The organism is Sporolactobacillus sp. KGMB 08714 (assembly GCF_036598985.1).
Taxonomy (GTDB): domain Bacteria; phylum Bacillota; class Bacilli; order Bacillales; family Sporolactobacillaceae; genus Sporolactobacillus.
In genome coordinates this window covers 83,727-108,867 of the sequence record NZ_JAUUBW010000074.1, presented here as the reverse complement: position 1 = coordinate 108,867, position 25,141 = coordinate 83,727, and the positions used below count along the sequence as shown (strand labels likewise).

Annotated in this window: 28 protein-coding genes and 8 tRNA genes; 5 read left to right on the top strand and 31 right to left on the bottom strand. The window is 49.8% G+C overall.

Annotated features, from left to right (window positions below; genetic code table 11):
* Positions 1-230 precede the first annotated feature (230 nt).
* Both Q6A92_RS20080 and sigW read right to left on the bottom strand, forming a co-directional pair.
* Positions 231-632 (bottom strand): anti-sigma factor family protein, encoded by a 402-nt coding sequence (locus Q6A92_RS20080; RefSeq protein WP_274401294.1) that lies wholly within the window; start codon positions 630-632, stop codon positions 231-233.
* Positions 619-1,206, bottom strand: coding sequence for an RNA polymerase sigma factor SigW (sigW, locus tag Q6A92_RS20075; protein ID WP_274401295.1), 588 nt, complete (start codon positions 1,204-1,206; stop codon positions 619-621). Before sigW ends, Q6A92_RS20080 begins: the two co-directional genes overlap by 14 nt.
* Before the next feature lie 186 nt (positions 1,207-1,392).
* On the opposite strand from sigW, the gene Q6A92_RS20070 reads away from it, so the two are divergent.
* The 3 genes from Q6A92_RS20070 to Q6A92_RS20060 all read left to right on the top strand — a co-directional run bounded on the left by Q6A92_RS20070 (position 1,393) and on the right by Q6A92_RS20060 (position 3,638).
* Positions 1,393-1,545, top strand: a complete 153-nt coding sequence (locus Q6A92_RS20070; protein ID WP_274401296.1) for an aspartyl-phosphate phosphatase Spo0E family protein — start codon at positions 1,393-1,395, stop codon at positions 1,543-1,545.
* A 243-nt stretch (positions 1,546-1,788) separates the two neighbouring features.
* Complete coding sequence (locus Q6A92_RS20065) at positions 1,789-2,445, top strand: TetR/AcrR family transcriptional regulator (protein WP_274401297.1); 657 nt, start codon at positions 1,789-1,791, stop codon at positions 2,443-2,445.
* Positions 2,442-3,638 carry an Acg family FMN-binding oxidoreductase gene (locus tag Q6A92_RS20060; RefSeq protein WP_274401298.1) on the top strand — a complete coding sequence of 399 codons (1,197 nt, stop codon included), beginning with the start codon at positions 2,442-2,444 and terminating at the stop codon, positions 3,636-3,638. The genes Q6A92_RS20065 and Q6A92_RS20060 overlap by 4 nt, the downstream gene beginning before the upstream one ends.
* A 146-nt stretch (positions 3,639-3,784) precedes the next feature.
* Here Q6A92_RS20060 and Q6A92_RS20055 read toward each other — a convergent pair.
* The 13 genes from Q6A92_RS20055 to Q6A92_RS19995 form a co-directional block, all read right to left on the bottom strand.
* Positions 3,785-3,857 (bottom strand) — tRNA-Ala (locus tag Q6A92_RS20055).
* 8 nt (positions 3,858-3,865) lie between these two features.
* Positions 3,866-3,940, bottom strand: a tRNA-Gly gene (locus Q6A92_RS20050).
* A 103-nt stretch (positions 3,941-4,043) separates the two neighbouring features.
* Positions 4,044-4,129, bottom strand: a tRNA-Leu gene (locus Q6A92_RS20045).
* A gap of 13 nt (positions 4,130-4,142) precedes the next feature.
* Positions 4,143-4,218 (bottom strand) — tRNA-Lys (locus Q6A92_RS20040).
* Between the two features lie 21 nt (positions 4,219-4,239).
* Positions 4,240-4,324, bottom strand: a tRNA-Tyr gene (locus Q6A92_RS20035).
* Positions 4,325-4,348: 24 nt separating this feature from the next.
* A tRNA-Thr gene (locus Q6A92_RS20030) sits at positions 4,349-4,424 on the bottom strand.
* 7 nt (positions 4,425-4,431) lie between these two features.
* Positions 4,432-4,504, bottom strand: a tRNA-Val gene (locus Q6A92_RS20025).
* A 4-nt stretch (positions 4,505-4,508) separates the two neighbouring features.
* Positions 4,509-4,580: transfer RNA gene (locus Q6A92_RS20020), tRNA-Glu, on the bottom strand.
* 300 nt (positions 4,581-4,880) lie between these two features.
* Positions 4,881-5,036: a hypothetical protein gene (locus Q6A92_RS20015; RefSeq protein ID WP_274401299.1), complete on the bottom strand. Its 156-nt coding sequence runs from the start codon at positions 5,034-5,036 to the stop codon at positions 4,881-4,883.
* A gap of 101 nt (positions 5,037-5,137) precedes the next feature.
* A complete protein-coding gene (locus tag Q6A92_RS20010) occupies positions 5,138-5,899 on the bottom strand; it encodes a M15 family metallopeptidase (RefSeq protein WP_274401300.1) in 762 nt (253 codons plus the stop codon).
* A gap of 209 nt (positions 5,900-6,108) precedes the next feature.
* On the bottom strand, positions 6,109-6,270 hold the full coding sequence (locus Q6A92_RS20005; RefSeq protein WP_274401301.1) for a hypothetical protein: 162 nt from the start codon (positions 6,268-6,270) through the stop codon (positions 6,109-6,111).
* Between the two features lie 144 nt (positions 6,271-6,414).
* Positions 6,415-7,224 (bottom strand): aminoglycoside N(3)-acetyltransferase, encoded by an 810-nt coding sequence (locus Q6A92_RS20000; protein WP_274401302.1) that lies wholly within the window; start codon positions 7,222-7,224, stop codon positions 6,415-6,417.
* Between the two features lie 153 nt (positions 7,225-7,377).
* Entirely contained in the window at positions 7,378-7,803 is a 426-nt protein-coding gene (locus Q6A92_RS19995) for a universal stress protein (protein ID WP_274401303.1), read from the bottom strand.
* A 325-nt stretch (positions 7,804-8,128) separates the two neighbouring features.
* On the opposite strand from Q6A92_RS19995, the gene Q6A92_RS19990 reads away from it, so the two are divergent.
* Complete coding sequence (locus Q6A92_RS19990) at positions 8,129-9,112, top strand: DMT family transporter (RefSeq protein WP_332239122.1); 984 nt, start codon at positions 8,129-8,131, stop codon at positions 9,110-9,112.
* A gap of 156 nt (positions 9,113-9,268) precedes the next feature.
* Here Q6A92_RS19990 and Q6A92_RS19985 read toward each other — a convergent pair whose 3' ends face one another.
* Both Q6A92_RS19985 and hemG read right to left on the bottom strand, forming a co-directional pair.
* A complete protein-coding gene (locus tag Q6A92_RS19985; RefSeq protein ID WP_443029763.1) occupies positions 9,269-10,366 on the bottom strand; it encodes a TIGR04053 family radical SAM/SPASM domain-containing protein in 1,098 nt (365 codons plus the stop codon).
* Positions 10,363-11,745, bottom strand: coding sequence for a protoporphyrinogen oxidase (hemG, locus tag Q6A92_RS19980; RefSeq protein ID WP_332239121.1), 1,383 nt, complete (start codon positions 11,743-11,745; stop codon positions 10,363-10,365). Before hemG ends, Q6A92_RS19985 begins: the two co-directional genes overlap by 4 nt.
* Before the next feature lie 1,421 nt (positions 11,746-13,166).
* On the opposite strand from hemG, the gene Q6A92_RS20395 reads away from it, so the two are divergent.
* A complete protein-coding gene (locus Q6A92_RS20395; RefSeq protein WP_443029767.1) occupies positions 13,167-13,490 on the top strand; it encodes a YjcZ family sporulation protein in 324 nt (107 codons plus the stop codon).
* Positions 13,491-13,672: 182 nt separating this feature from the next.
* Here Q6A92_RS20395 and Q6A92_RS19975 read toward each other — a convergent pair whose 3' ends face one another.
* The 14 genes from Q6A92_RS19975 to Q6A92_RS19910 all read right to left on the bottom strand — a co-directional run bounded on the left by Q6A92_RS19975 (position 13,673) and on the right by Q6A92_RS19910 (position 25,119).
* Positions 13,673-14,536, bottom strand: coding sequence for a PHP domain-containing protein (locus tag Q6A92_RS19975; protein ID WP_332239120.1), 864 nt, complete (start codon positions 14,534-14,536; stop codon positions 13,673-13,675).
* Complete coding sequence (locus tag Q6A92_RS19970; protein WP_332239119.1) at positions 14,533-14,973, bottom strand: GNAT family N-acetyltransferase; 441 nt, start codon at positions 14,971-14,973, stop codon at positions 14,533-14,535. The genes Q6A92_RS19975 and Q6A92_RS19970 overlap by 4 nt, the downstream gene beginning before the upstream one ends.
* Positions 14,974-14,980: 7 nt before the next feature.
* On the bottom strand, positions 14,981-15,685 hold the full coding sequence (gene phnL, locus Q6A92_RS19965) for a phosphonate C-P lyase system protein PhnL (RefSeq protein ID WP_274401308.1): 705 nt from the start codon (positions 15,683-15,685) through the stop codon (positions 14,981-14,983).
* A gap of 5 nt (positions 15,686-15,690) precedes the next feature.
* Positions 15,691-16,314, bottom strand: coding sequence for a DapH/DapD/GlmU-related protein (locus Q6A92_RS19960; protein ID WP_332239118.1), 624 nt, complete (start codon positions 16,312-16,314; stop codon positions 15,691-15,693).
* Between the two features lie 9 nt (positions 16,315-16,323).
* A complete protein-coding gene (locus Q6A92_RS19955) occupies positions 16,324-17,511 on the bottom strand; it encodes an alpha-D-ribose 1-methylphosphonate 5-triphosphate diphosphatase (protein WP_274401310.1) in 1,188 nt (395 codons plus the stop codon).
* 9 nt (positions 17,512-17,520) lie between these two features.
* Positions 17,521-18,360, bottom strand: coding sequence for an ATP-binding cassette domain-containing protein (locus tag Q6A92_RS19950; protein ID WP_274401328.1), 840 nt, complete (start codon positions 18,358-18,360; stop codon positions 17,521-17,523).
* Between the two features lies 1 nt (position 18,361).
* Positions 18,362-19,222, bottom strand: a complete 861-nt coding sequence (locus tag Q6A92_RS19945; RefSeq protein ID WP_443029762.1) for an alpha-D-ribose 1-methylphosphonate 5-phosphate C-P-lyase PhnJ — start codon at positions 19,220-19,222, stop codon at positions 18,362-18,364.
* Between the two features lie 4 nt (positions 19,223-19,226).
* Positions 19,227-20,345: a carbon-phosphorus lyase complex subunit PhnI gene (locus Q6A92_RS19940; RefSeq protein WP_332239117.1), complete on the bottom strand. Its 1,119-nt coding sequence runs from the start codon at positions 20,343-20,345 to the stop codon at positions 19,227-19,229.
* On the bottom strand, positions 20,345-20,971 hold the full coding sequence (gene phnH, locus Q6A92_RS19935; RefSeq protein ID WP_332239116.1) for a phosphonate C-P lyase system protein PhnH: 627 nt from the start codon (positions 20,969-20,971) through the stop codon (positions 20,345-20,347). The genes Q6A92_RS19940 and phnH overlap by 1 nt, the downstream gene beginning before the upstream one ends.
* On the bottom strand, positions 20,958-21,413 hold the full coding sequence (gene phnG / locus Q6A92_RS19930) for a phosphonate C-P lyase system protein PhnG (protein WP_332239115.1): 456 nt from the start codon (positions 21,411-21,413) through the stop codon (positions 20,958-20,960). Before phnG ends, phnH begins: the two co-directional genes overlap by 14 nt.
* Positions 21,414-21,589: 176 nt before the next feature.
* Positions 21,590-22,453, bottom strand: coding sequence for a PhnE/PtxC family ABC transporter permease (locus Q6A92_RS19925; protein ID WP_332239114.1), 864 nt, complete (start codon positions 22,451-22,453; stop codon positions 21,590-21,592).
* Positions 22,454-23,239 (bottom strand): ABC transporter permease subunit, encoded by a 786-nt coding sequence (locus tag Q6A92_RS19920; protein ID WP_332239113.1) that lies wholly within the window; start codon positions 23,237-23,239, stop codon positions 22,454-22,456.
* Positions 23,236-24,036 (bottom strand): phosphonate ABC transporter ATP-binding protein, encoded by an 801-nt coding sequence (gene phnC / locus Q6A92_RS19915; protein ID WP_274401315.1) that lies wholly within the window; start codon positions 24,034-24,036, stop codon positions 23,236-23,238. Before phnC ends, Q6A92_RS19920 begins: the two co-directional genes overlap by 4 nt.
* A 45-nt stretch (positions 24,037-24,081) precedes the next feature.
* On the bottom strand, positions 24,082-25,119 hold the full coding sequence (locus Q6A92_RS19910; protein ID WP_332239112.1) for a PhnD/SsuA/transferrin family substrate-binding protein: 1,038 nt from the start codon (positions 25,117-25,119) through the stop codon (positions 24,082-24,084).
* Between the last annotated feature and the right edge of the window lie 22 nt (positions 25,120-25,141).

Below are 25,141 nucleotides of genomic sequence, written 5' to 3'. Positions count from 1 at the left end.
CCAAACAGCCGCTCATTTTCATTATCCAATAATCCCGCAATCCCGATCCCGTGCCGAGTGCCATTGTACCGTCCATCATAGCATAGATTGTCTTCGCGGGCATTTCAACGGCTGCCGCCTGTTCAGTACATTTTCATAGTTTATGCCATAATCCATAAAAAAATGAAAAGCCCTTCGTTTCAGGGCAGCAAATCAGCCGGAACCGATGTATTGCCGGCCTTTTATTCGTATCAGGAACGGTCACCGGGCATTTTAAGCAGTATAAACTGACCGTTTCCGCTTTTTTCCCGATCGGAGGCCTGACGCCTCGCTGCAATCATCATGAGCGACATCGGAAGCGCACAGATTGCCATCCCTGTATACAACGGATGGCGGGCCGCCCAATTCCGAACCGCATGACGATGATCGGCGGGAAGTTTATCAAGAACATTTTTCGTAAAATTTATCGGCACTTGTGGGTGGACCAGCTGGTTGAGCAAATTTGCATACTGCCTCAGCTCATTAAAATGATCACGGCAGCTGCTGCAGCCGGCGAGGTGGGCGTCAAGCAAACATTGTTCTTCTTTCGTCGCTTCGCCGTCCAATACTTTATTCATTAAAGAGACATATTTTTTATGTTCACCGCTCGCCATTTTTTTCACCTCTGAAAGCAGTCATATTTTTTCTCAGCATTTCACGGCCGCGATGAATTCTTGTTTTCACCGTTCCGACAGGAATACCCATAATTTCACTTATTTCTTTCAGGCTGAGATCCTCAATATATTTCAGAATGACGGCCGATCGATACTTTTCAGGGAGAAGGCTGATCTCGTGCTGAATAATTTTCTCCATCTCGGCACGGATGATCCGTTCATCGGGCAATATTTCCCCGCCGCTCAACAATTCTTTCAATACAATCCCGTCAGCACCCGGTATTTCGGCGTCAAGCGAGACACTCGGTTTCTTCCTCCTCAATGAATCAATTGAGAGGTTGGTTGCGATGCGAAAGATCCACGTGGAAAAGCTGCGGTTATTGTCAAATTGATCAATATGTTTGTATGCCCGGATAAATGTTTCCTGAGACAGATCTTCAGCTTCCTGGCGATTGCCGACCATTCTCAGACAAATCGCAAACACACTGTTTTTATATCTGTCGACGAGTTCTGCAAAGGCCTGATGATCGCCTTTTTTAACCCTCCTGATCAGCCGTTTCTCCTTCTGTTCCATCTTAACCTCTCTTTTGCATCAATATGTCATACGAAAGAATACCGAGTCAAGTTTCACAAATGAAACGGCGCCGGAACTCATGACAGAGGCCCGGGACAGTCATTCAGAAAAACCGACATCGTTTGTTTTATTTTTTAAATGAACGGGTATTTGAATATAACTTAAACAGAATATGGAGGCGAGCCGATGAACAGGAAGGATCTCAGTAAAAAAATCGAAAAACTGCGCGACCGCCTTGTCCTTACCGCCATTAAAGAGCCGCTGTCTTCCCCGAAAATCCAGCACATGAGCCGCCGCCTTGACAAGTTACTGAATAAATACGAGCAATTAATCAGATAATCACAATTAGAGAAGGCACGGCCCGCCCGTGCTTTCTTTTGTCGTGAACAAAATCGAACGCAGCAGGGTTTCCGGTTACTATTTGTTACTCAAATTATACCATAATAATACGGGACGGATATGACCATATTCGACATGTTACGACGTTCCTCACAATATTGACAGAAAGAAGAATTTAGTGAACAATAAAGTAAACCGGCAGTTTACTTTATTGTTCACTCATCGCTATCGGAGGTGGCACCAGTGAAACTTGAAGAGGAAAAAGCCATGCGCAGAGATAAAATAATCGGCGCCGCGGAAAAGCTGTTCTTTTCAAAGGGATATGAGCAGTCGACGATGGATGACGTAGCCCGTGAAGCACATTTCAGCAAACGTACGGTCTATGCCTATTTCACAGGCAAAGAACAGCTTCACTTTGAAGTGATGATCCGCGGGTACAGGCAGCTTATTGCTTTGCTGAAAAAGGAAGAGAAGAGCGTGAAAACCGGCCCCGCCGGTGACAGACTTGAGCGGATGACCTATGCCTTTTACCGATTCAGTACCGATTTTCCCGATTATTTCGCTGCTGTCTTCTCCTATGAAAACGGCGAGAGCGATTTTCAGAAGGGGATCCCCGATCAGTCAAGAGAAGAATGCTACAGGCTCGGTGAGGAAGTCTTCGATATGCTGGCCGGCCTGCTTAGAAAAGGCCAGGAGGAGGGGAGCTTCAGGAATGATCTGGATCCTGTAGAAACGGCGATTGTCCTGTGGTCCTGTATGGTCGGCGTATTTAATACATCGAAGGTCAAAGCCAACTATATTCAGAATTATCATCACATATCGGCTGGGGATCTGATTTCAGCTGCTTTCCAAATGATGATCCGTTCGCTTCGAAACGAAAACGGAGGTTTTCATGAATGAAAAAACAGGGAGTGAAAAAAACAATGCTCATCATTCTTTGCAGCCTGGGCACCGTCATTCTGGCGGCATTTCTTTTTCTTCTTCTGATCAGCGGCATTTTCCTTCCGCGGCATTACCTGGAACCGTGGAATAAAAATTATGCGCTGAAATTTGACGATCCGCGCATTCAGCTGGCGGCATACGGGCTTCTTGCGGCGAACGGCCACAATATGCAGCCGTGGAAAATCCGGCTTGACAAGAGCGACCCGAGGATCTTTTACCTTTACGCGGACAGCAGACGGATGACAAACGAAGTCGACCCCTATGCGCGCCAGATGATGGTCTCTCAGGGGACCTTTCTGGCCTACATGCAAGTCGCCGGCGAGAAAATCGGCTACCGAACGGATATATCCTTATTTCCGGACGGAGCCTACGATGAGAAAAACCTTTCGACAAGCATGGATACAAAACCGGTCGCAAAAATTACACTCGGGAAGACCGGCCCGCAGCAGAGCCCCCTCTATAGTGCGCTGTTTGTCCCGGACACGAACAGAGGGCCTTATAAAGCGGACAGGCTGACCGCCGCACAGACCGGCCGCCTCGAAAGCCTCTCAGAACCGGACGTATCGGTGAAAGTTTATCAGGATCAGGCGGATGTCGCCCGATTGAACGATTATGCGATGAAGAGCGCCGTCGTTGAGTCCGGTGTGAAGCGGGTTATGGATGAATCGGCCGCGATTTTCCGGGCCAACGAATATCAAAAGAATAAATATCGCTATGGATTTTCCGTCGAAGGCCAGGGCACATCCGGAATCATGGTCCACCTGCTTCAGGGGCTTGTCACACTTTTTCCTTCGATGAACAGCGGAAAAGCGGCGTCGGACCTCTTCGTCAAATCGACGCAGGCATCGGTTGACAGCACGCCGGCATATATCATGATTCAGACGAAAGACAACCGCCGTGAGAGCCAGGTGAAAAGCGGCCTGATATACAGCCGGCTGATTCTTGAGGCCGGTCATCTGGGGCTCGCCGTTCAGCCGCTCAGCCAGGCTCTGGAAGAATATCCGGAAATGAAGAAACTTTACAACGGCATACACCGTGATTATGCGGCGGACGGAAGCACGATTCAGATGCTCGTCCGCATCGGAAAACCCGATCAGAATGTGCCGCAGACCATGCGGCGCGATGTGACGGATCTGATCATGAAAAACTGATTGAACGCCCGATGCCGGGGCCTGTACGGTGCTCCGAAAGAGAAAAGCCGCCCCCGGGGGCGGCTTTTCCTGCTCAGTCCAAAAAAGCAGCAGGATTCCCGATTGTATAACCGGGGATCCTGCACCATCTTATGTAAGAACCGGAGTGGAGCCTAGGGGGATCGAACCCCTGACCTCCTGCGTGCAAAGCAGGCGCTCTCCCAGCTGAGCTAAGGCCCCGCAATAAATGGAGCGGAAGACGGGATTCGAACCCGCGACCCCCACCATGGCAAGGTGATGTTCTACCACTGAACTACTTCCGCAAAATAAAAGGCGCCCTCGAAAAAGCTTATCCGATGAAACAGCGCGGACTGCCTGTCCCCGCCTCAAAAGCCTTTCAAAACGCACCTCCGGTTAAACAATCAATGCGGATGAGAGGACTTGAACCTCCACGTCCGGTAAAGGACACTAGAACCTGAATCTAGCGCGTCTGCCAATTCCGCCACACCCGCAAAACAAGATAAATGGTGGGCCATGAAGGCCTCGAACCTTCGACCCTCTGATTAAGAGTCAGATGCTCTGCCAACTGAGCTAATGGCCCGCAGTTAAATAAAATTTATAGTGGTGGAGGGAGAAGGTTTCGAACCTTCGAACCCATAGGGAACGGATTTACAGTCCGTCGCGTTTAGCCTCTTCGCTATCCCTCCATACCGTCGCTGCGCATCGATCAATGGTGCCGGTCAGAGGACTTGAACCCCCAACCTACTGATTACAAGTCAGTTGCTCTGCCAATTGAGCTAGACCGGCGAAATAATGGAGGATATAGGGCTCGAACCTATGACCCTCTGCTTGTAAGGCAGACGCTCTCCCAGCTGAGCTAATCCTCCAAAGTGACCCGTACGGGATTCGAACCCATGAACCCACCGTGAAAGGGTGGTGTCTTAACCGCTTGACGAACGGGCCATGTCTCTCCGCCGCAATCGACGTTCTTAATTATATACAGAATGTGAAGGCTTGTAAAGGCAAAAATAAAAAATCATATATTCTGACTATTGGCATTTCCACAGTTCAGTCTTTCCGAATCTTCACACATGGCCCATTCTATCCTGAATGTAAACTAAACTTGTCTTACAGGGATGCCGCCCATCCTATTATACCCCTTCTATGATTTTAAGGTTGTTTTGGAATATCTGCATCTTTTCTTCCGATGTTTTTCTTGTCTGTATAAAAACAGGAATCCAACGAACGGATTCCCGTTTCCGGTTAAGTATCCGGAAACAATTTCTTCTGCTGTACCATCTGATTCATCCGATTTCTGACTGCCTGTCCGATCCGGTTATTGGGCCTCAATAATTGATAAACAGCCGCACCAATACCGATCGTCGTAATCAGTGGAAGAAGCCTCCGTCTTCGCTTCATGATTCCGCTCACCACCATGAATCATTTTATTCACTCTTTCGTGAACCCTTATAGATTGCCCATAGAGTGGGAATCCATGAACGGCAATCTTTGGCAGCCCGTCAGTGTGTAACAGAAACTTTGCCCAGATATTCCTCAAGGGCGAGGCCTTTTTCAGTGATTTCCTTTGCGGCGGCAGGCCCCACGTAGCGAAGATGCCACGCCTCGTATTCATAGCCCGTTACCGATTCTTTTCCTTTTGGGTAGCGGATGATAAAACCATATTCCGCTGCATGGGCCGCCAGCCAGGCAGCCTCGGCCGTTGTTGCGAAGGCGGGCGTCGCCGCATATTGGCCGTTGATCCCTGAAACATCAACGGCCAGGCCGGTTTCATGTTCGCTTGTTCCGGGCCTGGCGCTGTATGTCAGTGCCTTTTTTTCACCGTCTTCCCGGACATAAGTGTTGAAAAGCGTTGTCTGGGACTTGTAGGAGCGATAAGCCGACACACCCGCAAGCTGAACCCCGTCTTTCTTAGCGGCGGCGAACATGATCTCCAGAGCTTTCGCGGCAACGGGACGCATCTCCGTCAGTTCGGATTTCTCACCGGTAATAAACGGAACATTGACAGATACAAGCTGCTTGGGAACATAATTGTCCGGCAGCTTAAAATATTTATTAACCAGGACAAGTGTGCTGTCTGGATTGGCAACGGTGTACAATCCCTTATGGCTGAGAGACGAAACCGTTTTTACCGCCGGACTTGTCTGTGCCGCAGGTTTGTTCTTCTGAACATCCGTCGGCTTTATTTGATGAACCGTACCCGAACAGGCAGCCAGGCTCAGAAAAACGGCAATGACGCCTGCATAAAACATGTTTGCTTTCATATTTTCGATTCTCCATACCAAGCTTGTCTTTTATCAAATTAGTTTATTCGATTCCGTTCTGCCGGCTCTGTCACTTTTTTCTATAAAAAAGCAATAAAAAAATAATGGAAACGCGCTCTTCCCATTATTTCTACATTTTTTTAATTTATGCATCTTGATAGATCGGAAATACCTTTCTTCCTGTTCCGTCCATCCGGCGACCTGCCCTATTATCCGAAAAGCAGTTTGACATTGACAGCAATGGAAATGGCCAGGACACAGTTGGTCAGAAACAGCTTGCGGTTCAGTCTGGCCGTCTGCTGATCCGTATGATCGCCGCTGCTCTGCTGCGGTTCCTCTGTTTCTATGCGTTCTGTTTTTTTGGCCTCCACTTTCATCATCTCCTGTCAGAGAATGAACTCAATAATCGATTCTGCGCCTGATTGCTTTGATAATTTAATTATGTACTCAAGATGTTGAGGCAAAATAACCTGTTGATTAAATTTTTGTTAATATGAAAAAGAGAATCCGATCTGTTATCCTTTTCGGATTGTCTCAAACGTAAAATCAACAATTGCCCGCTGAGACATCAGCATCGATTTTGCCTGTCCGATCATTCCGCTTTGCAGCGCCTTGCTGCCGGCGCTTTTTTCAAAGGCTTTCCCGATCCTTGAAAACCTTTCCTCATGATAGTTCCAATCGCGATAGGTCACCCACTGTTTCTCGTCATGAATCAGAACCGGGCTCGAACGTCTGATCATCCGCAAACGTCCGGCAAGGCACTCGCCGAGATGCATCGACGTATTGTTGCCGTAGCCGACGCCGAGAAGCAGCACAAAACCGTTGCGATCGTATATCTTTCCTAACGGAGACGCCGGGCCGAGACCGTCGTCCAGTGCGTGCTCCGATATGATTGCACTTGCTCCGGCACCCCAGGCGGCAAAAGAATAGATCGGATGGCTGCTCCGTTTTACCCCCGGAAAAGTCCTGAAACATTCCGCTACTCGGCCCATGCCCAGTGTCGGTGTCCGTTCGGGATCAAAGGGCGGCATTTCCGCGTATATGCTTTGCCACCAGGAAGCCGGAACGGCCGGATTATCCCAGTCGCTCGGATCCGAGACATCTGCGCTGTGCGCCGGCATGACAAGGGTGCCTTCCGCCGTCAGCACTTCCTGCAGTGCCTCAATCACTGTGACCGGGCCGCCGCACACCCATCCGATCCGGCTCATTGACGTATGAACAATCACTGTCATCGTCTTTTTTAAACCGAGTCTGTGAAAATCCTCGACAAGAGCGGACCGTGTAACGGCCCGTCTGGTCTTTCTGATCGCATCCTGTTCTGTCACTTCAATTCATCTGCCTCTTTTTATTGTTCCCGCCGGGTTATCTATTTAATCATCTTTTATTCATTCAAAGGTACGAAAAAGGCACTCCGGGCCGGAGTGCCTGAATCACAAAAAATTGAGCTGACTGCGGAACCCGGCCGCTTTCCTGTCTCTCTACTTGACAATCAGAACCGGAATCTTCGACCGCTGCACAACGCCGTGACTGACACTTCCCAGAAACTCCTTAATCCCGCTCAGGCCTCTGCTGCCGATGACAATCAGGTCATACCTATTATCGTCGGCAAATTCAAGAATGGTTCGCACCGGCTGTCCTTCTTTGACGAACGTATGGGTGATGTTGGGAAGATCGCGCAAAGTCTCTTCCGTCCGGCCGACAATCTCTTTTCCGAATTTCAACGTGGATTCCCGTACTTCGCGGTAGACATCGCCGACAATAAACTGATTTGTCGGCACGGTCACAACATTGAGCACGTCAAGAATCGTGTGATCGTCCAGCTGCGCAATCTCGGCTGCTTTTTGAAGCGCTTTCTTTGACAACTCCGAATCATCATAAGAAACCAGAATCTTTGAGAATAACAACGTGATCACCCGCCCTTTTGTCTTTCTGCTTCCTTTTTTATTTTAACATATCAGAAACAGATTCAAATACAGGAGCAGGGAATTGTAATCGGATTTATCAAAAATTTTTTTGCCGTGATATGAAAAATCATGAATATCCAGTTGAAAGTAGGTTACATATTTTTAATATCTGTGCTATATTAATGCTTGTGAATATAGAGCCAATATATATTAGTTGTTTACGCTTACATTACATTTTCTGGAAAAGCCGGTCTTTCGCGGCTAAGATTTTTCTGAAGCGATCAGATCACCTAAAATTTATGGTGAGAAATCGAGGTTTTGAAAAATGAAAAAAGGCTACATTTTTATAGCCTTCTCCACGCTTTTTTTCAGTACGATGGAAATTGCCATCAAACTGGCAGCTTCCGACTTTAACCCTCTGCAATTGAATCTGCTTCGTTTCTTAATTGGGTCTATTATTCTAGCACCGCTGGCGATACAGCACTTAAAAGGAAGCGGATTTTCGCTTAATAAGAGCAATATCCTGTATTTTCTGTTCTCCGGTTTCATGTGTGTGGTTGTCAGCATGACCTTCTTTCAGATGGCTATCGTCTATTCAAAGGCGTCGATCGTCGCTATCCTGTTCAGCTGCAATGCCGTGTTCCTGATTCCGTTCGCTCATTTCTTTCTAGAAGAAAAGCTGACGAAACTGTCGCTGCTGTCGCTGTTGATCAGCCTGGCAGGCATGATATTTATCGTCAATCCTGAAAATCTGACCAATGTGACCGGCATGACGCTGTCGCTTCTGGCCGCAGTTACTTTTGCGCTTTACGGCATTATCGGCAGAAGAGGCAGTCTGAAGTTCGGCTATGACGGCATTGTCCAGAGCAGTTTCAGTTTTTTGGCAGGCAGTGCCGAACTTTTTGTCTTGATCCTGATAACTAAAATCGGTCCGGTCGCCCACTGGCTGCAAAGCATCGGACTCGGTACTTTCAGCAATGTTCCCGTCCTGCAGGGAATTTCCTGGAGCACACTGCCCAGCCTGATTTATCTTGGCGTCTTCGTTACCGGCCTCGGATTCAGCTTCTACTTCCTGGCGATGGAAGAAACATCGGCGGCGACCGCATCGCTGGTCTTCTTCATTAAGCCGGCTCTCGCTCCGATTCTTGCCCTGTTTATTCTCGGCGAAGCCATGACGGTAAACGTTCTTTCCGGAATCGTGCTTATTCTGGCCGGCTCCTGCATCGCCTTTATTTCCGACAACCGCGAAAGCAGGCTGGCTGCCGCGCGGAAATCTTCCGTTCATACAAGCCGTGTCCAGGCAAGATGATATAATTTTGAACAGATTTTAAAACGCAGAAAAAAAGAACAGAGGAATGCCGTTTTTTTTGATGGCATTCCTCTTTTTTACACGTTTACACGGAGCCGCCGTTCTTTTTGCAGAAGACATCCGATCATCCGGACGCGCCGTTTCCTATGCCCCCGGTCAGAGATTAACCTGCGCAGCCTCTCTGTACTTCTTTGGAATATAAATACAGTACGGTTCGGCAGCCTTATAATCTCCTGTAACCGCATAGGCTCTCGACCTCGAACCTCCGCAGATAAAACGGAACTCGCACACGCCGCATTTTCCTTTTGTGGAATCCGGGTCGCGCAGTACCTTAAACACCGGATGATTCCGGTAAATATCCGGCAATGGCGTATCACGGATATTCCCGCAATTGATCGGCAGAAATCCCGAGGGCTGCACATCTCCCGTATGACTGATAAACACAAATCCGTTGCCGTCATTCGTTCCCCGCGGTGCTTTGGCCAGATCGTCATGAGGCCTTCCGATCAGTTTCAGGCCCAGTTTCCTGCGGCGCTGATTTTCCTGAAAAGCGACGCGGCGGTAAAACTGCGCTTCGGTTGTCGACACGATATACGGCATGTGTTCCTGCAGATTGAATGCCCAGCGCAGGACTTCTTCATGCTGCTCCGGAGTAACCGGTTCAAGGGCTTTCCCGCGCCCTGTCGGTACAAGAAAGAACAGCGTCCAGACAGAAACACCGCATGTTTTCATCAGCTCGGCCATCTCAGGCAATTGATCCACATTATATTTGGTGACCGTTGTGTTAATCTGAAATTTTATCCCCAGTTCGTTTAAATAAGAGATCCCCTTCATTGTCCGGTCGAAAATGCCCGGGACTCCGCGGAAGTCATCGTGCGATTTCGCGTCCGGGCCGTCCAGAGAAAAAGCCCAGCGCGCAATGCCGGCTTCTTTAGAGCGGAGCACGGCTTTTTTCGTCACGCGCGGCGTCGCGGAGGGCGTTATCGAAACACGCATCCCCTTCCCCGATGCATAGGACGCCAGTTCAAAGAGATCGTCCCGCATCAGCGGATCGCCGCCTGAGAAGACAAGCAGCGGGTTATGCATCGAGTAGATCTGATCGATCAGCTCTTTTCCTTCCTCCGTCGAGAGTTCTCCCGGATAGGGATGCAGCTGGGCGGCTGCCCGGCAGTGTTTGCAATGAAAAGGGCACATCCGGGTGACTTCCCAGATTGCGATAAAAGGGTCCTGATTATAGTCGCGTACCATCATCATTCGTTCACCGCTTTCTCTTTTTCTTCCAAATACGCTCCGACTCTTTCCGCTACATTCATGGCATTGTCCACACAATCCGGAAGGCCGACACCATGGAACATGGCTCCGCATGCATAGACCCCTGCCCTGTTTTCCAATGCCTGCTCAAATGCCTGCACACGTTGGATATGATTGACGGTATATTGCGGCATATTGTCTATTTGACGAGTAATCACCGAAAACAGCGGAGTGCCAAGTTTCCCGACCCTTCTTAAGTCGGCCAGGGCTTTTTCCTCAATTTCTGTGTCGCTCTCTTCAACAATGGCCGCATTGTCCGCTGTTCCGACGTACGTGCGGACGAGTGCGCAGTCTTTCGGGGCCGCATGGGACCATTTACGGTCCATCCAGCTGCATGCGGTAATATTGAGCCCCTCTTTTCTCGACACGACGTAGCCCGTTCCGTCCAACGATTGCACCGCATCTTTTTTGAAGCCCATCGCTACGGTTGCCGTGGTGGACCGTTTATCATTTGTCAGGCTCCACGCCTCCGGAAAATCAAGCAGCGGGCCCAGCTGTTTCGGCGAAGTCGCCACAATGACGGCATCGGCTTCCATGACTGTGCCGTCACTCAGAACAGCCTTGCCGGGCTCCGCATGGCTGACCGGTGTATTCATTATGACGTCGTCCGCAAACGACGCCAGCCTCTCCGGCAGAACATCGAGCCCGCAGGAAAGGCTCAGAAAACGTCCCTCAGCCTTTTTCGGCGCTCCCGCCTGCTTCGGCGGCTGAATGTGTTTCATACCCAGAATCAGGCTTCGATGTTTTTTTTCGATTGACGCAAATTGCGGCAGCGTCGCTTCCAGGCTCATATCCGACAGATTGCCGTTGTAGATCCCGGATAACAGGGGCTCAATCATATTGGTGACCAGCTCCGGCCCGAGCCTCCTGCCGAAAAACTCGGCCAATGAAATATCCCTGCCCCTGTAAACACGCGGAATCAGCAGATCGAGCCCCGCACGCAGCTTGCCCATCGGACTGATCAGGCCGGTCGTTACCATCGGAAGCATCTTTGTCGGAATACCCATAACCGATCCTGCCGGCATTCTTCTGAGACGATGATTGACATAAATATAATATGTACCTGTATTTGATCGGACAAGCTGATCGCCCAGCCCCAGCTCTTTAATCAGCGCCGTCAGTGTCGGCTTGCGCGCCATATAACCCTCCGGCCCGCATTCGATTAAAAAGCCGTCACGGCGCACGGTTTTTACCTTTCCACCGATTCGTCCGGAAGCCTCGAGCAGAACGACCCGAGCCTGCGGCCGCCGCTTTTTCACATAATAAACCGCAGCCAGTCCCGATATTCCCGCTCCGACCACAATGACCTTCTGACTGTCCAAAAAAATGCCCCCCCTGTGCTTCTATTCATTCTCGCTTATTATAACTGAAGCTTTTAAAAATTGAAGGACCCGACACAATTTTTCATAAATATAGCATTCATATAAATATTATCACTAGATAACTAATCATAAGCTGTAAACTGTTTCAATTTGTTGTCATTTGAATAGCGCTTTCACGAATAAGCGGTATCTGCCGGAATAAGGAATAAAAATTTATGAAGAGCTCTTTATTGTAAAGGAAGAGACAGAAACGAGGGGCTGCCGAAGCGCGTAAATTACCCATGATGATCCGGGATCAGCCATCCAAAAAAAAAGACCCTCTCGGGCCCGAAACAGGGGGTTAAACTCATTGAATAAGCTTATCCTATCGCCTGTTTCTTAAGATTCTCTTAACATCTCTCGCCGAGATGCAAAAAGATGGGGAATAGTTATTGCTTCATTCGTGCAAGATTTACTATATCACATATTTTACTGCTTTACCATATTAGCGAAGTAGAAAATTAAATTAAAAAATATGAGTCTCTCTTTAGCCGATTTTCCTGCTGTACCGTCAATTGATGATCGATTCTTTCCGAGACTGTCATCTCCCGAAAGACGAAGAGCGTGCCGCGATCGATAAACCGTGCATGTCAACCGATAAACTGCTACTAACGGCCGATAATGGGCTGAAATCCGATCCAATCAGGCCGCCGGCCGGTATCCCCTCATCCTGAAAAATTCGACAATCGCCCTGTTCAGGCGGAGTATCACCCCGTCAGGAGTTTTTCGCCCCGGAAAAAGATTGAATCGCCCTAAAGCAGTGAACAATCGCCCGGAAACGGGGCCGATTCGCCCTGTTCAGGCGGAGTATCGCCCCGTCAGAAGTTTATCGCCCCGGAAAAAGATTGAATCGCCCTAAAGCAGTGAACAATCGCCCTAAAATGGGGCCGATTCGCCCTATTCTGGCGGAGTATCGACCCATCAGGAGTTTATCGCCCCGGAAAAAGATTGAATCGCCCTAAAGCAGTGAACAATCGCCCGGAAATGGGGCCGATTCGCCCTATTCTGGCGGAGTATCACCCCGTCAGAAGTTTATCGCCCCGGAAAAAGATTGAATCGCCCTAAAGCAGTGAACAATCGCCCTAAAATGGGGCCGATTCGCCCTGTTCCGGTGGAGTATCGCCCCGTCAGAAGTTTATCGCCCCGGAGAAAGATTGAATCGCCCTAAAGCAGTGAACAATCGCCCGGAAACGGGGCCGATTCGCCCTGTTCAGGCGGAGTATCGCCCCATCAGGAGTTTTATCTGGACCGTTAGGACCGATAAATTGCTAAACGGCCTGCCGCGGTTGATTAAATCAATCGGGTACAGTTTGCTGTTCTGATTATTCGCGCTTATTGATTCCGGTCCGTTAACTGTTGATATTTTGCTTTTTACTGGTGATATGCCGACCCATTGGCAATTGACCGGGAACGCGGGTCCTGGCCGCAGATCGTCCGTGCTGCGGATCGCATTAAATAAACATTTGTTTGAGACTATCAAAGATCAATCGAGAAACGTTTCCATCCTTTTCCTGCACCCCCGCGCATCGTGTCTACGTTGTTTTCTTAATTTAAAAAGTTTTTTCTCCCTGTCCGTTAATACTGCGCGATCAAGTAACAGGAGGTATCTGCCCTTTGAACATGACGGGGCTGCAGGCAGCAGTTTTGCCCCGATCGTCATTCTGTTCATTCTGCCGATCAGCGCCGGCACTGCTTTCTGCTATTAAGGAAAGCCGGCACCGGCACTCATGAATTCTCTTGTTTCAGGGCAGCTTGCAGCGGGTGCCCTTTGAGGTTTTCTATTCTTATCTTATCTGTGCACCGTCCTCCTGCCGTTCAATGAATCTTTAGCTGGCCCGACTGCATGAAAAATGGATTCTCCGAGAGAAAGCCGGAACGCGGAAATTTCTCATTGTTGCGCGCGGACAAGATCTCTCCTGATCTGAAGCGCCGCGAACCAGTCAGGCTCCGCACATTTTAATCCTGGAACGGAATCGGTATCGCTGTAAAATCCGTGAAAATCGGAACCGCCCGTCTGCACCAGATGATACTTTGCCGCCAGTTCCTGCGCTCTCTGTTCTGCCTGCTTGCCATGCAGAGGATGGCAGACTTCAATCCCTTCCAATCCCTCACGGACCCAATCCGCCACGGCGGAAAAATTGTCAAACTGACCGGGGTGGGCAAGAACCGGAACGCCTCCTGCTTCGCGAATAGCGTGAATGGCGTCGCCCGCATCGAGATAGCGGACCGGGACGAAAGCCGCTCCCGCAGGACTCCGATCGTCCCCCCTATAAAAGAGCTTTTTATACAGGCTGCTGTAAATAGCGCTCGTGTACCCTTTTTGAATGAGGACGTGCATGATATGCTGTTTAAAAACGCCTGTTCCCGCTTCCGCCAGCTTGGAAACTTCTTTCCAGCTGATTTCGTAGCCAGCCCGGACCAGTTTTTCAACCATTTGATAAGAAGCGTTCTGGCGGGCCTCCCTGAGCGGACCGCAGAGCCTTTCCAGCGCCGGATGGCCGGGTTTCACATATAAGCCGAGAATATGGGCGCGCCGGTCCCGGCGGAAATCGTAGGCTGAAATTTCGATACCCGGAATGATATCTATCCCGGCACTTTTTCCTAGATTCACGGCCCGATCGAGACCGATCGTCGTATCATGGTCGGTGATCGCCAGATGATCGACGCCGTTCCGCCCGGCGATATGAACAACGTCCCCGATCGAAAAGGAGTTATCGGAAGTGTTGGTATGGCAGTGCAAATCGATGGTCATTTGTTCAGCTCCGTTCTAAAACTGATTCCGTGTCTCTGAAAACCCAAACTATCGTAAAAGGCATGGGCGCCGCTTCTTTTTATATCACTGGAAAGCATCAATTTGTAGCATCCGTTATCTTTTGCGCGCTGCATGGCATCATCCATCATTTTTCGTCCGATTCCGGCATGGCGGGCATCCGGGGCGACGGCCACATTTTCTACAATCGCGATTTTCAGGCCTCCGTGCCCGAAATTATCGAGGATAATCAGCGTATAGGTCCCGATCATCTTGTCTTCGGAACAGACGCAGTAGATTTTATAGTACGGATAGCGCCGAATTTCATGGAAAAGCGCCCGTGCCTCCTCTTCCGGCATCCTCTTCTTTTCGTCAAGTTCGCTTAAAAGGCGAAGATATATACGTATTTCTTCCGGTTTCAGTTCGCGTATCTCTGTCATAGTTCAATCAGGCCTCTTTCAAAAGTCCGAATTCAAGCTTATAATTCCGGTCGACAACGGATTCCATAAAATCAAGGTCGTGAAAGATTCCGATCATCGTCGTGCCGCTTCGTTTCAATTCATTAATACGCGCCCTGACCGTCTCTTTCGACGCCTGATCGAGAGAAGCCGTCGGTTCATCAAGCAGCAGCAGCCTTGATTGTCCGACCATCGCCCGGGCAAGATTGAGGCGCAGCTTTTCACCGCCGCTGAATGTTCTCGGAAATGTATTCCAGAGGGATTCGGGAATCACAAAATAATTCAGTATTTCTTCTGCTTTCTGTTTTGCGGAAAACTCGTTTTCCCCCAGGGCGAGCACCGATTCCATGACAAATTCCAGCGCCGTGACCCGGGGCATGATATCAAGAAACTGCGAAACATAACTGATTTCTTTTTTTCGGATGGCGATGATTTTTCTTTCTTCCGCATCGGCAAGATCAATCGTCCCAAATTGTTCGGAAGGATAATAGATATGCCCTCCCGTAGGCAGGTATGTTCTGTAGATGCACTTTAAAATAGTCGATTTGCCTGCTCCGCTTTTACCGGCTATACCCAGAAATTCTCCTTTTCGGACCGAGAAGCTGATGTTATCGCACCCTACAATTTTCTTTCGGCCGGACTGGTGCATCGCAAAGATTTTCTGCAATCGGTCTACCCGAAGCATCTCCTGCATTTCGATCACCTTCGTTCATGAATTAATTTCAAAAAGGAATCGACATCGCACAATTCATGAAAATGCTCTTCAAGTTGGCTGCGGTCCCAGTTCCACCATTGACTTTTCAGAAAATCCTTAATAATAGGATCGGAAAATCGCCTGCGAAGCGGTCTTGCAGGAACCCCGACGGCAATTGTATAGGGTTCAACGTCCTTTGTGACCACCGCTCCGGCACCGACGACCGCCCCTGTCCCGATCGTGACTCCGGGCATCACCGTCGCCGAGTGGCCGATCCAGACATCATGGCCGATCGTGACTCTGTTTTCCCGGCGCCAGTCAAAAATCGTGTCATCATCCGTGTCCGAAAACCGATATCGGATTCTCCGGTAGGTCAGATGATGCTGGGTTACCCGCCACATCGGATGATTGCCCGGATTGATACGAACATGAGAAGCGATGGAACAGAACTTGCCGATAGTTGAATAAATGATGGTCGCGTCTCCGTCCGTGTAACTGTAATCGCCGAACTCTGTTTCTTCTATTTTTGTATTCAGCCCGATATCGGTCCAGCTTCCCAGATAACTGTCGATGACCGTTGAACTCGGATCAATGGTCGGCTGTTCGCTCAGCAGCCTGTGCTCTGTCATAGTTATCACCTATTTCACTAAAGTATCTACATGGTCCGGAGCAAGATACGTCAATTGGCACACCTTTTTGCCATCGACGATTACTGTCTGCAGGACCGGCCGCTTCTGATTTTCAGCTACAATTAAGACATCCGCTTTTTTACCGATTTCTAGTGAACCGAGCTGACGGTTCAGTTTCATGGCACGGGCCGGATTCAGCGTCACCATATTGACCGCATCCGGGAAAGTCATGCCCAGATCATAATGAAGTTTAAAGACAGCATGAAGCAGAGAGGAAGGATAATAATCCGAACAGATCATATCGACCAGCCCTTCCCGAACCGCCTCCCCGGCCGACAGGTTGTTGCTGTGCGATTTGCCCAGCAATAGATTCGGAGCCCCCATAACGACAAACATTCCCATATCTTTCGCCGCTCTGGCCACTTCAATCGTAATCGGAAATTCACTGATCGATGCCTTCCAGTCATGGATGACCAGCAGTTTTTCCAGCGTGTCGTCGTCATGAGAAGCGACCGGGATGCCCTGCCGTACCGCAAGATGGGCAAGCTCTTTAATCGCTTCCGGATTCAGCTTGGGCTGGTGCATCGTTTCCCGGATGATCGCGTCGGCCTCTGCTTCCGAATAGTGGCGGTGGCCGACAAGCAGGCGGCGCTGGACTTCAAGATCGCGGTACTGACCCTGGCCGGGTGTATGATCGGTCAGTGAAAACTCATTAATTTTCCCTTGCCGGATCAGATCTTCAACCTTGGCCGCCGCATCCAGATTGGCAATCTCATAACGCAGATGCGTCTTATGGCGGATCAGGCGGCTTCCCTTAGCCAGCCGGTCGATATCTTCGATCAGCTTAAAGACGGTTTCATTCTGTCTCGGCCAGCGGACCGTATTGCTTTTCATCAGGGAAATGGAGTGAAAGATTGTCGTGATGCCTTCACTCGCCAGCTTCTTTTCCAGTTCAAAAAAAGAAAGTTCAATCGGGAACTTGCTTGTCGGTCTCGGTTCAATTTCGATTTCGATCGCATCGCTGTGTGAATCGAGGATCCCGGGCATCACCCAGCAGCCGCCGGCATCGATGTCGCCGGATTCGATGACAGCCGGCTCTGCTTTTTCAATAGCCGTGATCGTGTCATCTTCAATCGACAGCGTTCCCTGCCCAATGACCTGATCGGGAGTTACAATTTTACCATGATAAATTTTCATGCCGGCACCTCACAACAAAGATTGAACAAGCAATTGCGTGTAGGGATGATGCGGATCTTCAAGGATCTGGTCGGTCAGGCCGCTTTCCACAAACCGGCCCTGCTTCATGACAATCGTCCGGTCACAGAGCATACGGATCACACCGAGATCATGGGAAACGACAATCATGGCCGTATGGCTTTCACGCTGAATTTTGCGGATCAAGTCAAGAACGCGGGCCTGAACCGACAAATCGAGGCCGGTTGTCACTTCGTCAAGCAGGAGAATCGAAGGATTATTTGCCAGCGCCTTTGAAATCTGAACCCTCTGCTGCATGCCGCCGCTGAAATGAACGGGTTTTTCATCCATCCGGCTTAAGGGAATTTCCACATGCTCGAGCAGAGCGGCGGCGCGGTTCCGGATCTGATGAACGTTGAAAGTACCGGCAGCGATCAGCTTCTCTGCAATATTTCCGCCGCTTGAGAAATTCATCTTCAGGCCGAGCCACGGATTCTGATAGACCATTCCCATCAGGTAATTTTTTATATAGCGTTTTTGTTGCGCAGATTCAGCAAAAATATTGGCTTTCCCTTCCTTAAAGGTGGCGATCAGGCCGGTTCCGGACGTCACAGGGGCGTCGAAATACAGACTCCTGACCAATGTGCTTTTCCCGGATCCGCTCTCACCGACGATGCCGAGAATTTCGCCTTCATAAAGGTCAAGATCAACGTGAATGCATGCCCAGACACTTCCGCAGTAAGGGCAGCGATTATTGGAATCCGGCAGATCCTCCGGATTCTGGCAATGGATACACCCCTTGCCGAACCGTTTGTTCAAATCACGGATACTGAGAATCGGCCGATCCATCATGTCACTCAATCGAATGTCTCCTTTCCCGTCTCTTCCGGCAATTATCCGTATCAGAACATTGGTAAACCTTTTCGCCCGTCTGCTCATCGTAGATCTCATCAAGGAAGGTGTCCGTGCCCCCGCAGAGGCGGCATCTGCATCCTTCAAAATGTTCCGTTTCGAACGGGTAGTCTTCGAAAGCGAGCGGTATCACATCCGTATAAGGCGGAACGGCATATATTTTCTTTTCCCGTCCCGCCCCGAACAGATACAAACCTTCCGCCTGATTCAGTTTAGGAAGATCAAACCGGGGGATCGGGCTCGGGTTAATAATATAACGATGATTCACCATTGCCGGATAATCGGGGCCGATCGTGATTTTTCCCCATTTTACAATGTCTTCATACAGCCGCAGCCAGATACTGCTGTAATCCATCTCCGCGTGCAGCCGTTTCGTTTCTTGTTCGCGGGGCTCGACACGGCGCAGAGGCTCGGGTTCCGGTACCTGGAGTACAAGAATCTGATCCTGCCGAAGCGCAGCTTCCGGAATCCGGTGCCTTGTCTGGATAATCGATGCCTGCTCCGAATCGGTGGTCGTCGTGATCTGCGTACAGGCTTTGACCAGCTTTTTAATGCTGACGGCATTGACGCTGTCGTCGTGGCCCTGATCGATCACCTTCAGGCAGTCGCCGTCGCCGATCAGCGAGAGCGTCAGCTGCAATCCTCCGGTCCCCCATCCGCGGCCGATCGGCAATTCTCTGGACGCAAAGGGCACCTGATAGCCGGGGATTGCGACGGCCTTCAAAGCCGCCCGGCGGATCTCGCGTTTCGATCCCTCGTCCAAAAATGCGTAATTATACGTTTGCAGCAGCTGGAAATCCATGCTTTCACATCTCCGGTTCCTTAGAAATTTGCCTGTCATGCTTCTTTTTGTCCATAGAGAGTTTCCGGGACTGGCGGAGGACATCCAGCTTGGACTGGAAAGTGATGTAGTGAGGCAGCTTCAGATGGGAGACAAAACCGTTCGCTTCCACGCTGTCGATGTGCAGCAGCACAAATTCTTCATCCTGCGTCGGACTTTCTCCCTCCGTTTCCAAACTCTGTTCCAAAATGGCCATGGCAATCGCCTTTGTTTCATTCTGTCCAAAGGTCAGGCCGTACCCCAGCCGGAAAGTCACCGCTCCGTCATCGTTCAGAGTAAACGAATTGATCGTCTCTACTTCCGTCAGCATCACTTCACCGATGTATAGACTTTCCTGTTCATCGTAAGGATAAGGAATCGTCATCTCGGCATAGCCGACACGCAATTCACCGATGGTCGGATGCACCGCCCCGTAACCGCGCAGGCTGCTGTAGGCCAGTGCCGTCATCGCCCCCGTCTCGCCCCGTGCAAGCGCCTGAAGTCTTGCGGAACGCGGCGCCGGAAACGTCAATTTCTGACGGGTCATATCAAAAGGCTCCTCCTCGGAAAGAACGGATTTGCCGAGCAGTCCCTGCTCCCGCAGGAGATCGGTCACTTTCCGGAACTTAAGCGGGGCGGACTGATCCGGGTCAATCGAAAGGCGATCCAGAAGATCATGCAGGGCGTTTTGGTAATCTTCGTTCCTCAGATCAAAGTTCAGCAGACGGTGTCTGTAGTCATATGTCGGTCCGAGCATCTGCCCGCCCGGTATGTCTTTAAAAGAGGAAGAGATCCGGCGGATGATGCGCATCTCTTCAGGATCCACGGTCTCCGAATAATAATTTCTTGCCAGTGTGGATCGGTAGGCTCTCAGTAGAAAGGCCGCTTCGGCAGGATCGCCTTCAGCCTGTTTCAAGGCGATGGCTGCATATTCGGGAGCGTAAAGCCCTCCTTCGCCCATGACCCGATCAATCAGCAGCCTCATCTGGTGTTCAATGTCACTCACCTTCAGGGAATGGTCGGCATCCTTCAGGCGATACCACTGCGTCAGATGATCGGCCGCTTCAATCGCTTCCTGTCCGCCCGTGACAGCAACATAACCCATTACAATCCCTCGCTTTCAATAAAGGTTGTACGCGGCAAGGCGGCCATTTCCCCTGCTGCCGTCATCAGAATAAAATCGCAGCCTGTCGGATACTCTTTATTGACCTGTTTCCTTTTTTCCAGCCATTCTTTATCCATTCCGGCAATGAAAAGCCGGCGTTTTTCTTTGATCCCGGGGCCTTTAAGCGTCAGCGCAAGCGGCAATCCGGCCCGATCGGAAAGGCCGTCAACGCCCAGTATCAACGTCGCGCTCCGCTCGGGACTCTGAAGCGTACCGGTCCGGACCGTGTCCATGATTTCATCGATTGCCCGGGCATCGACCGCTGCATCAACCAGAAGATAATCTGCCTGATTAATCGCTACATGGCGGCTTCTCGTCCTCCATTCAATGAAATGGAACGCATCGATTTTACCGGCACTAATCAGATGAAAACCGACTTCATAATCAAGCAGTATACTCGCAATCATAAACATTCTCGGCGAGCAGGGAAGCTGCGTGCCGATTTTGCGCAGGAACGGCGAGACCGAATTAATTTTTCCGGGGCGTGCCATGCAATCAAGCAGCTGGCGGAAGACAATCTGTGTATCGCGGACTTCATCAAACTCGGGCAAATTAGCGTTGATCATGGAATTCCCCCATCGTGTCAAAATTCACTTTGGATACGGACGCTCGGGCATGTTCCAGCTTTCTCTGTTCGGTCATTCGTTTCTCCGCAGCCTCCAGTACCGGACTCCAGTCTTTGACTGCCGGAAGCCCGGCATTCAGGGCCGCGTCAATCACAGCGATCCGGTAGGCGCGTTCCGGCTGCTCCCCGATGACCACACCGATGCCGAATGTATTCCTGACGGATACGGCGCATTCGGTAACAAGCACCTCGCCCATATAAAACGGCTGCATCGATACCGAATCTCTCGTTTTCATCATGACCAGGGAGGTTTGCGGCGCTCTCTCAATCCGGATGTTCTCCAAGGCTTCCGCTTGACCGGACAGCTTTTTCAACAGCGCCATATCGCAGTTGACAAGAATTTTGCTTAAACGCCGTTTGTTCATCTCAGCTATTGGGTCCAACCTTCTTTCTGCTTATCTTGTCTGCACTTGAACTATATCTTGTTGATAAGTGCCGGAAGTTAACTGTTTGTAAAATTACGGTTAATTTTTTCTCCATGGGCATGGGAAAGCAGCTGATTCGGCACGGAAAAAAAGCCGGCCGCATTTTCCACAGCCGGACAGATTCAAGCGAAGGTTCAGGCTCTTATTTTGTCTTTTATTTTTACCGAACTGTATTCAAGAAGCATGGCAACAATCAATATTAAGTAGGCAATGACGCCCATTTCATGAAGATTATAATAATAGGAACTGTCCATGTACATGTCATAGCCGATACCGCCTGCACCGGCCGCAGCGCCCATCGCGACGGCCACGCCGAAATTGACTTCAAAACGAATAAATGTCCATGAGATCAATGAGGTCATGGTTGAGGGAATGACGGCCTGCCAAATAATTTGCCACCAGCTGGCACCGCTCCCTTCAAGCGCCTCGATGGTTCCCTGATTGATTTCTTCGAAAGATTCAGAGTAGGCCTTCGTCAAATAACTGATTGAATGAAAAGACATGCCGATGACCGCCGCAACGCTTCCCAGGCCTGCCGACACCGCAAAAATCAGCACCCATAGAACGGTCGGAACCGCGCGGACGATGGCAACACATTCTTTGATCACATTGGAAGTTTTCCTGCCCGACAGATTTTTGGCGGCAAACATGCCGAGAAACAGCGCGATGATCGCCCCGAGTATCGTTGTCAGGACACCCAGAGACAACGTGACCAACAATTCATTGATGGCCCCGAAAAACGTAACATGTGCAAAGGCAGGGGTGAGAAAGATCACTTTAAAATTGGCCAGTGTCGCTTTAACGCCCTGAAAAAATTTTACATTCTGATAATTGAAAGTCAGAAAACCGACAATCGTCAGCAGGATGAGCATCCATACAGTGAAGCGGATGGCGAGAGAGGATTTTGTCAGCAGTTTAATTTTAATTTTCTTAGAACGATAGGGATTCTGATTGCCGCCATTGAATACGGCCGGCTCTGCCGCTCTGCCTATTGCCACTTATAACATCGCCCTTCTTACATAATTAGAGATCCACTCCGTAACTAATATAGATAGAACAATGGAAAGAACCACGAGGCTGGCCGAATTATAATCCATCCCTTTATAATAGAGATCAAAAATGAATCCGATCCCGGATCCCGTCAGAATGCCGACCAGCGTGGCACTTCGGATATTCGTCTCGATCATGAAAAGGACCCAGCTGATCATCAGAGGGATGCTCATCGGCAGAATTGCCTGAAAAACAATCGACAGGTAATTGGCGCCCGTCGCCCGCAGAGCCTCCACTGTGTCGGCTCCGACCTCGTCGATCGTTTCGATAAACACGCGTGTCAGAAAACCGAACGAAGCAACAAACAGGGCAAAATATCCGGTCAGCGAGCTCTGCCCGAATGAGAACAGCAGAACAAGGGCCCAGATGCTGACATCAATATTCCGGAAAATATTCGCAATGAAGCGGGCAATCAGGGCCAGAAAACGATTGACTTCCGTGACCCTTGACCCGAACAGCGCAAAAACGAACGCAAAAACGGAGGCCACGGAGGCGGCGGCAATCGATATAAGAAGCGTTTCCCGGAGCTTTGCCCAAATATCCGGCATCTTCGTCAATGAATAGGCATTGGGATAGAAATTCGTGACACTCCATACTATGGCTTTCGGTATGGAAATCAAACTGTCGAGAAGATCGAATTGTGTCAGCAGCATGGCCAGATAGGCGATAATGAGCAGGATGGCAAGAATAACGAGCGACTGTATCTTTTTTCTAAATAATAAATCATGCTTCATCTTTTCTGCGCCACTTCTTTAAATTTTGAAATGGAGATATCCAGTTCCTCGCTGTCCGCACCGTAAATGGCCCGGATCTTTTCATCCGTTATTTCTTCGGGCAATCCGTCATAAACAACTTTTCCCTGACTGATGCCGATAATCCGGTCTGCGTAATTCAGGGCGATATCGAGCTGATGCAGATTGACGAGAACCGTTATGCCGAGCGACGTCGAGATATTTCTTAAGTGGTCCATAATTGTTTTCGATGAGCTCGGATCGAGAGAAGCGATCGGTTCATCGGCCAGCAGCACTCTTGGCTCCTGGACAAGGGCCCGGGCAATGCCGACACGCTGTTTCTGGCCGCCGCTCAATTGATCGCAGCGTTTGTAAACCTGCTCTTCCAGCCCCAGGGACTTGAGGATCTCCAGGGCATGCCGCTTCTCGTCTTCATGATATATGCCCAGTGCACCGGTAAAGGACGATTTATAGCCAAGCCGCCCGTGCAGAACGTTTTCAAAGACACTCAGACGGTCCACCAGATTATAATTCTGAAAAATCATTCCTATTTTTGTCCGCAGCGTTCTCAGTTTTCCTTTTTTTAATTGCTGTACATTGGTTTTGTCAAAAATGATTTCCCCGCTTGTCGCTTCAACCAGCCGATTGATGCAACGAAGGAGAGTTGATTTCCCTGCCCCCGAAGGACCGATGATGGAAACTAACTCCCCTTCATTTACGGAGAAGCTGACATGCGATAACGCCAGAGTGTCTTTATCGTATCGTTTCGATACATCTCTGAATTCTAATAACGTTGCCATGTTTCACTCCTCGTTTCATTCATAAAGTTCCGGAGGCATCCCCCGTCATTCAGACAGTTTGCGGATCGGATCGAACCAGGCGTCATTGATTTTTACAAACCGATCATTTTTCCCTGTCTTGAAGAACATGGCGCTTGAATTTGCCGGGGCAAATATCGACTTGTCATTCGCCACTTTATCCGAAGTCAGTGTGCTGATCAGTTTCTGCTGATCCTGTTTGCTCAGTGTCGATGTATTCATAACGATCGGTGCATTAAGTACAGGCGTAACCGTGAGAGCTGTAAATTCTTTGCCGGCCAGATTGTTGAAAGGTTCGGGAGCACCGCTCTTAACCTTGTAAGTTGTTCCGGGTTTGTCAAATGTACCGCTGGCAACATCGACATAACGTTCCAGTTCGGTGTCGCAGAAAGCAGCCACGTCCACTTTGCCGGTCAGAAGATTAACCGCCGATCCTTGATGGGTCTGACCGAAGAGCACCTGGGAGAAGAACTTCCCGCCTTGGGTCAGATCGTTCTGGCTCAGATTTTTATACTTGCTCTGCGATTTGAAATCGTGAATAATCTGAGCGGTCGGAATAATAAAGCCTGAAGTGGACGCAGTCGACACAAATGACATTTTCTTGCCGGCAATATTATCCAGCGAATACTTGCCGTTTGTCTGATACTTGCTGGCATCTGCCGCTCTGACGGAGATCCAGCTGTAATACACGGCATCCTTCAGTGTGCCGGATCCCCCGGTATTGACGACAAGGGGCAGCACCTTGCTGTTCTTCTTGTGTGCCTCAATATATCCCTGGGCAGCGAGGAATCCTATATCCGCGTTTCCGCTTGCGACAGCTTCAATGGCAATGTTGTAATCGGTCGTCAATTTGTCAATGACTTTTTTGCCGGTCGCCTGGGCAATGACTTTATCAAGTGCCTGACGCGAAGTTTTCATATCGGCACCGGATTCATTCGGATACCAGACAACGGTCAGTGTTTTTTTGCCGTTGTTTGCCGAACCACTTCCCGAAGCGTTTGACGAGCAGGCGGTCGTTACGAGAACCAATGTTAGAATGAGAACCCCAATCAAAAATTTTTTCACTTTTCTTTTCCCTCCGGAATGG

What these genes read in the sequence shown, in the direction of transcription:
- Q6A92_RS20080 (WP_274401294.1), bottom strand. Translation starts at nt 632, where the DNA reads ATGGCGAGCGGTGAACATAAAAAATATGTCTCTTTAATGAATAAAGTA.
- Q6A92_RS19990 (WP_332239122.1), top strand. Translation starts at nt 8,129, where the DNA reads ATGAAAAAAGGCTACATTTTTATAGCCTTCTCCACGCTTTTTTTCAGT.
- Q6A92_RS20015 (WP_274401299.1), bottom strand. Translation starts at nt 5,036, where the DNA reads ATGAAGCGAAGACGGAGGCTTCTTCCACTGATTACGACGATCGGTATT.
- phnH (WP_332239116.1), bottom strand. Translation starts at nt 20,971, where the DNA reads ATGATCAACGCTAATTTGCCCGAGTTTGATGAAGTCCGCGATACACAG.
- Q6A92_RS19950 (WP_274401328.1), bottom strand. Translation starts at nt 18,360, where the DNA reads ATGATGGATCGGCCGATTCTCAGTATCCGTGATTTGAACAAACGGTTC.
- Q6A92_RS19920 (WP_332239113.1), bottom strand. Translation starts at nt 23,239, where the DNA reads ATGAAGCATGATTTATTATTTAGAAAAAAGATACAGTCGCTCGTTATT.
- Q6A92_RS20395 (WP_443029767.1), top strand. Translation starts at nt 13,167, where the DNA reads ATGCCGACCCATTGGCAATTGACCGGGAACGCGGGTCCTGGCCGCAGA.
- Q6A92_RS20010 (WP_274401300.1), bottom strand. Translation starts at nt 5,899, where the DNA reads ATGAAAGCAAACATGTTTTATGCAGGCGTCATTGCCGTTTTTCTGAGC.
- Q6A92_RS19940 (WP_332239117.1), bottom strand. Translation starts at nt 20,345, where the DNA reads ATGGGTTATGTTGCTGTCACGGGCGGACAGGAAGCGATTGAAGCGGCC.
- phnL (WP_274401308.1), bottom strand. Translation starts at nt 15,685, where the DNA reads ATGCAGGAGATGCTTCGGGTAGACCGATTGCAGAAAATCTTTGCGATG.
- Q6A92_RS19975 (WP_332239120.1), bottom strand. Translation starts at nt 14,536, where the DNA reads ATGACCATCGATTTGCACTGCCATACCAACACTTCCGATAACTCCTTT.
- phnC (WP_274401315.1), bottom strand. Translation starts at nt 24,036, where the DNA reads ATGGCAACGTTATTAGAATTCAGAGATGTATCGAAACGATACGATAAA.
- sigW (WP_274401295.1), bottom strand. Translation starts at nt 1,206, where the DNA reads ATGGAACAGAAGGAGAAACGGCTGATCAGGAGGGTTAAAAAAGGCGAT.
- Q6A92_RS19960 (WP_332239118.1), bottom strand. Translation starts at nt 16,314, where the DNA reads ATGACAGAGCACAGGCTGCTGAGCGAACAGCCGACCATTGATCCGAGT.
- Q6A92_RS20060 (WP_274401298.1), top strand. Translation starts at nt 2,442, where the DNA reads ATGAAAAAACAGGGAGTGAAAAAAACAATGCTCATCATTCTTTGCAGC.
- Q6A92_RS19945 (WP_443029762.1), bottom strand. Translation starts at nt 19,222, where the DNA reads ATGGATTTCCAGCTGCTGCAAACGTATAATTACGCATTTTTGGACGAG.
- Q6A92_RS20070 (WP_274401296.1), top strand. Translation starts at nt 1,393, where the DNA reads ATGAACAGGAAGGATCTCAGTAAAAAAATCGAAAAACTGCGCGACCGC.
- Q6A92_RS19970 (WP_332239119.1), bottom strand. Translation starts at nt 14,973, where the DNA reads ATGACAGAGATACGCGAACTGAAACCGGAAGAAATACGTATATATCTT.
- Q6A92_RS19985 (WP_443029763.1), bottom strand. Translation starts at nt 10,366, where the DNA reads ATGATGATGGTACGCGACTATAATCAGGACCCTTTTATCGCAATCTGG.
- Q6A92_RS19955 (WP_274401310.1), bottom strand. Translation starts at nt 17,511, where the DNA reads ATGAAAATTTATCATGGTAAAATTGTAACTCCCGATCAGGTCATTGGG.